The 5539-nt window shown below is 40.1% G+C and carries 5 protein-coding genes; all 5 read right to left on the reverse strand.

Features of this window, described 5'->3' with window-relative positions; genetic code table 11:
- Positions 1 to 198 precede the first annotated feature (198 nt).
- Positions 199 to 1374, reverse strand: coding sequence for a hybrid sensor histidine kinase/response regulator (locus PX482_RS23985; RefSeq protein WP_002758490.1), 1176 nt, complete (start codon positions 1372 to 1374; stop codon positions 199 to 201).
- A gap of 3 nt (positions 1375 to 1377) precedes the next feature.
- Positions 1378 to 1548: a hypothetical protein gene (locus PX482_RS23990; RefSeq protein ID WP_288123124.1), complete on the reverse strand. Its 171-nt coding sequence runs from the start codon at positions 1546 to 1548 to the stop codon at positions 1378 to 1380.
- Between the two features lie 38 nt (positions 1549 to 1586).
- Complete coding sequence (locus PX482_RS23995; protein WP_002758488.1) at positions 1587 to 2033, reverse strand: response regulator; 447 nt, start codon at positions 2031 to 2033, stop codon at positions 1587 to 1589.
- Complete coding sequence (locus tag PX482_RS24000) at positions 1972 to 4278, reverse strand: sensor histidine kinase (protein WP_002758487.1); 2307 nt, start codon at positions 4276 to 4278, stop codon at positions 1972 to 1974. Before PX482_RS24000 ends, PX482_RS23995 begins: the two co-directional genes overlap by 62 nt.
- 345 nt (positions 4279 to 4623) lie before the next feature.
- Entirely contained in the window at positions 4624 to 5388 is a 765-nt protein-coding gene (locus PX482_RS24005) for a hypothetical protein (protein ID WP_288027499.1), read from the reverse strand.
- Positions 5389 to 5539: the final 151 nt, after the last annotated feature.

A 5539-nucleotide genomic window follows, 5' to 3' on the forward strand; every position in this document is an offset into this window, starting at 1 on the left:
ATGGGAGTGATCAGGGGGAAATTCAGGTACTTTTTCCCTGAAAATTAGGTAATTGACCCCCTCAAAATCGGTAAAACCCCACACCCCACACCCTACACCCTACACCCTGCTTCTAGGAAAAACTTTTTCAGCAGACCCTAGGTAGATAGGGAGCGAGGGCAGCAGAAAAAAAATTCTGGTTCCACCCTATTGTTCATCTCAATTTAGGTGTTCAATGTCGGTAATAATCGGTAAAATCACCGTGATCTTTGTGCCTTTTCCTTCCTCACTTTCTAGGTAAATTTGTCCTTTGTGCGCTTCCACACAGCGTCCGACAATGGCTAATCCTAATCCCGTTCCTTGAATATTATCGACATTGCTACCGCGATAAAAAGGTTTAAATAAATGTTCTTGATCTTTGCTGGGAATACCAATTCCTCGATCGATAATTTTAAAGACTACCTGCTCGGATTCGACAATAATCTTAAATTCTACGGGGTTGCCTTGGGGTGAATATTTGAGAGCATTTCCCAGTAAATTTGTCAAGATATGTTTAATTAAATTTATATCCCAAAGTCCTCTTTCTAAGCTGCCCTCAATTTGGAAAATAATTGCTAATTGCGGCTCCGGCTTAACCGTAAAAGATTCTACCAATTTCTGACAATAATCCAGCAAATCCACCGGATCAAATTGACAGTATAATCTCCCGGAATCGGCCCGGCCAATTAATAACACTTCTGTGAGCAATTGATCCATGTCTTTAATGGCCGATCGAATCATGCGAAAATAGCTAACTTGCTGATCTTTTGTCAACCGATCGCGACTTTCTTCTAATAATCCAGCCGAGAGTAAAATTTTATTTAAAGGATTGCGAAAATCGTGGGATAACATGGAAACAAATTCAGTTTTTAACTGATTTAATTCCTGAGCTTTTTCCAGTTGATTAGTGCGTTCAATCACGCTCATTTTTAAAGCTTCGTTCGATTCTCGTAAAGCTTCCTCCATCTGTTTTCGCTCGATCGCATAACATAGCGATCGAGTTAAAATTTCTAAACTTACTTCTCTTTTAATTAAATAATCCTGCGCTCCCTGACGCAGTGCTTGCAAGGCCAAATTATCATCATTAGTATTAGTTAAAACCACGATCGGCAATTTCGGAGCCGTAATTAAAAGGGGAGCTAAGGATTCCAAACCCTGACTATCTGGTAAAGTTAGATCTAATAAAATTACATCAAAATCTGTTTGTTGTAACAAAGAAATAGCCTCGGATAATCTTGAGACATTAACCAGATGAAATTCTTTTTTTTCATTACCCTTAAGAATTTCCTTTAATAATCGAGCTTCGGCTAAATTATCCTCGATTAAAAGAACTTTTATATCCTGCGAGAGTCCCATTTTTTAATCAAGAGTTAAAGAGGTTTGGGAGGTTAGGAAGTGGGGGGTGGGGTGTGGGGTGTGGGGGGTGGGGTGTGGGGTGTGGGGTGTAGGGTGTAGGGCGTGGGGAGAATAAAGCTGCCTCCTGCCTCCTGACGACCGACTCCTGATAACTGATAACTGATAACTGATCACTGATAACTGATCACTGATAACTGATCACTGATAATGATTCACTCCCCGGGTAAAGTAGCGGTTTCTAACCAAAAAGCCTCGATATTTTTGACAATTTTGAACAAATCGTTGAGATTGCGCGACTTGGTTATATAACAATTAACGTGCAGTTCATAGCTATAAAAAATATCCTCCTCGTTGCGAGAAGTGGTTAAAACCACCACAGGAATTCTTTTTAAACTGGGATCGTTTTTGATTTCCGCTAACACCTCCCGTCCGTCTTTTCTGGGTAAATTCAGATCGAGAAGAATCAGATTAGGACGGGGAGAATCGAGATACTCCCCTTCTCGACGCAGATAATCCATGGCGTTGACACCATCCCTAACGATAACTAATTCGTGCGGGACGGTGCTAGTTTTTAATGCCTCTTGGATGAGGCGAATATCAGCTTTGCTGTCCTCCACTAATAAGATAATTTTGTGTGGCACGTCCTCGCCAGCGCTCACGCTCGTTACCTCCTAGGGGAATTGTAAAACAGAAAACCGCTCCTTTGCCTAATTGGGATTCTACCCAAATTCGTCCGCGATGACACTCGATAATTTTCTTGCAAATCGCCAAACCCATACCTGTGCCGGGGTACTCGTCGCGGGTGTGTAGTCGTTGGAAAATCACGAAAATGCGTTCGGAAAATCGGGGATCGATACCAATTCCATTATCGGTGACAGAGAACAGCCATTCCTCCTCTTGACGTTGGGCAGCAATATGAATAGTGGGAGTTGCTTTTCCCCGGAATTTAATGGCATTACCGATGAGATTTTGGAACAATTGCATTAACTGGGTTTTATCTGCCATGACAATTGGCAAAGGATCAACGGTGATTATAGCTTGACTTTCCTGAATTCTCCCTTTCAGGTTAGCGAGAGCTTTTTCCAGTGCCAGATTAGCATCGATGGTATTAAACTCTACCGCCTGCATATCCACTTTCGAGTAAGCCAGCACATCATCTATTAATGTTTGCATCAAACTGACACCTTCGACGGCAAAAGTAATAAATTCTTTAGCATCTTCGTCCAGTTCTTCGGTGTAGCGCATTTCTAGCAACTGCACATAGTTGGCGACTTGATTGAGGGGTTCCTGTAAATCGTGGGAGGCGACGTAGGCGAATTTTTTTAATTCGGCGTTTGATAGTTCCAAATCCCGCGCTAAACGGGCCAATTCATCGGCTTGTTTTAAGATGATATTGACGATCGCTTTTCGTAATTCTAGTGCGGCGTTAATTTCTACTGCTTTCCAGGGGAAAGATTTGAGGCGAACGGTTTCTTTCCAGAGGGAGAAAGATTTACGCGGACAGAGACGAATATCACCATCTATGGCAGTCGTTTCGATCGCTTTACCCGGATCACCACCCCAGTTCACGGTTTGAATTACTTCCGGACGAAACCAGAGGAGATAATTACGTTTAGAAATGGGAATTGCTAGTAAACCACTGGCAATGTCTTTAAACTTACCCGCATCGGCATAAATTCGCGGTAAGGAATTGGTATAGTAAACATCTTCATGGACGTTTTTTTCTAGCCAAGTAATCAGATAATTTAGTTCTTCTTCGCTCGGTGTTACTCCAATTAAGGTATAATTGCCGCCTAAACAAATAGCAGCTCCCGTGGCTTTAGTTAGATCGAGCAGATTCGGTTTATGGGCAATTAATCCATCAATAAAGTTATTAGCTTCCGCCATATAATCGATTAATTGCGATTGCACAAAGGTTAATTTTACTCGATAGTCATAATCCTCGGTTTCTTCCCGTGCCGATATTTCCGAGAAAATTACTCTTCCTAAGAACTCACAAGCTTTACGGAGTTCGTAGGGTACATATTTAGGGGTGCGGTGATGACAGGCAATAATGCCCCAGAGACGTTTATTTTCAATCAGAGAAATGGTTAGAGATGCTCCCACTCCCATATTATGCAGGTATTCTAAATGACAGGGAGAAGCACTTCTAAGACTGGACAGGGTTAAATTTAAGGGTTGTTGGGTTTCGGGATGAAGACTAGGCACTAGATCGACGGGTTCAGAGGTAGCATCGGGAATCTGTCGAATCCAATTAGCACTTAATAAATTTCGTGCCGGGAGAGGGATATCGGAAGCGGGATAACGTAAACCGAGATAGGGTTCTAGTTGCTCTATTTTGTCTTCTGCTATCACATCACCGTTATCTTCTTCGTCGAATTTGTATAACATAACTCGATCGAATCCTGTCATTTTTCGCACTTCTTTAACGATGATATTACAGAAATCTTTCAGGCTACGGGTGGCTTCAAGTTTATCGATCGAAGTTTTGGCTAGGTGATAGAATCTCAGGAAAGGAATGTTTTCATAGGAAATAGCTGGTTCTAACTCTAAAATCAGCATTTGTTCGGCGTTGCGGTGAAAAATAGCATCAAAGACAGCAAAATCATCCCCTTTAACCCGCGCCCAAATTTTGGAGGGATTGATAGCATCAAAATCGTTATTTTCTATGGCTGATTTTAGAGGATCGATCTGAAAGGGATCGAAGATTTCCTCTAGGGTTTTACCGATAATTTCCCCCGGAGAAATACCCAATAAACTGCGGCTATTACTGCTAGTTTGGCTGACTTTTAGCTCCGGTTCGCTGAGAACTAAAAGCACCCCGTGCGGTTGAATTCGGTTATAGAGATGGATCGGTTCCCGTTCGATCGAAGTTGGGTTAATTGTCTCGGTTAGAACTTCCATGTGTATTGCCCCCAGAGGATTTTTGCCAAGTTGAAAACTCTTTGTTTATTAAAACTATTTCTTCTCACTTTCAGGGAGCGATCAAGAATAAATTTACTTCTCTTAATCCCAGGCCATCAAAAGTAATAAAACTTTAATTAATCAGTTATCTATCGATCGAGCAGTTCTGTTCAGTTCCCTTTATTATAATCAGTTTTTCTCTGAGAATCTAGGGTAATTTGTTAAGAATTAAGATTTAATGTTACAAGGGACAGATAATTCTTAATAAAAATATACAGTAGGGTGTGTTAGCGAAGCGTAACACACCAAAATCTAAGATTTAAATATGATAGCAACCCTTTTTTGTTAATTACCTGGAGGTAAAATTTTGAACATTTCTGCAAGCTTATAACTATTTACAAGGAGACTAATTGGCGGATTAATCTTTTGTGCTTTTTCTGGAACTATTTTTGTGAAAAATTCCTGCAACTTTTGGGATATATTGTTCTTGGTTTCCTTATCTTCACCTTCGACTTGATTAATTCCCACCTCGGTGAGGGTAGCCAAAATTTCCTTGCGAAGACCATTATAGCCAACGATGTAAAATTTGTTAAGAGCTTCTAGGACTTCATTTAATTTAATCAGCAGAAATTGTTTAAACTCTTGCGTAATTTTGCTATCGTCAATCATTTGAATTAAACCTAAGATTTCTTCCCTTAACCTGTTCAAATCCTCTTTGCTTAAATATATTTCCTCAAAATCTTCTACACAAGAAGGAAGCCAATGTAGAGCGTACCAGTCAGGAGAGTTTAATGGCTGTAAGAAAGAATTTGACCAAGACATTTCAAGTCTTGAAAATACACTAATTAATTCATCCTTAATTTGTTTCATAAGTTCTTTATAGGAAGACTGTTTTCTTGAAGGAAAATATTGTAGTTGATCTTCTATATGATAAATAAGCTGTAGTAATTGAATCAACCCTTTCTGAACAGAATCAGTGTCATTTTTCACTTCCATTGCTCTTGCTAAAACTGCTTGAACTGATTCGTCAGTTTCGTCTGGAGAACATCTTTGTAGGATAATTAATAAACGTTCGGCTGGATTATGAATCGGTAGAGTAGATGATTCCATAAATTTTATCAAAGGCTAGATAGGTGATATATAGAACAATAATATTGTAACCTAAGTACCTAGGCAAAATTAATTACATACTCGCCTCCAAAATTGTCCAGCACTTTTTTAACGTAAGCGAGGAGGCTCTTTCGGTCTTTATAGGCGCTAA

Origin of the sequence: Microcystis sp. M53602_WE12 (assembly GCF_030065455.1) — a bacterium.
In the GTDB taxonomy this organism is placed as follows: Bacteria; Cyanobacteriota; Cyanobacteriia; order Cyanobacteriales; family Microcystaceae; genus Microcystis; species Microcystis aeruginosa.

Coding starts and splice junctions, on each gene's coding strand:
- PX482_RS23985 (WP_002758490.1), bottom strand. CDS start 1,374: ATGGGACTCTCGCAGGATATAAAAGTTCTTTTAATCGAGGATAATTTA.
- PX482_RS24000 (WP_002758487.1), bottom strand. CDS start 4,278: ATGGAAGTTCTAACCGAGACAATTAACCCAACTTCGATCGAACGGGAA.
- PX482_RS24005 (WP_288027499.1), bottom strand. CDS start 5,388: ATGGAATCATCTACTCTACCGATTCATAATCCAGCCGAACGTTTATTA.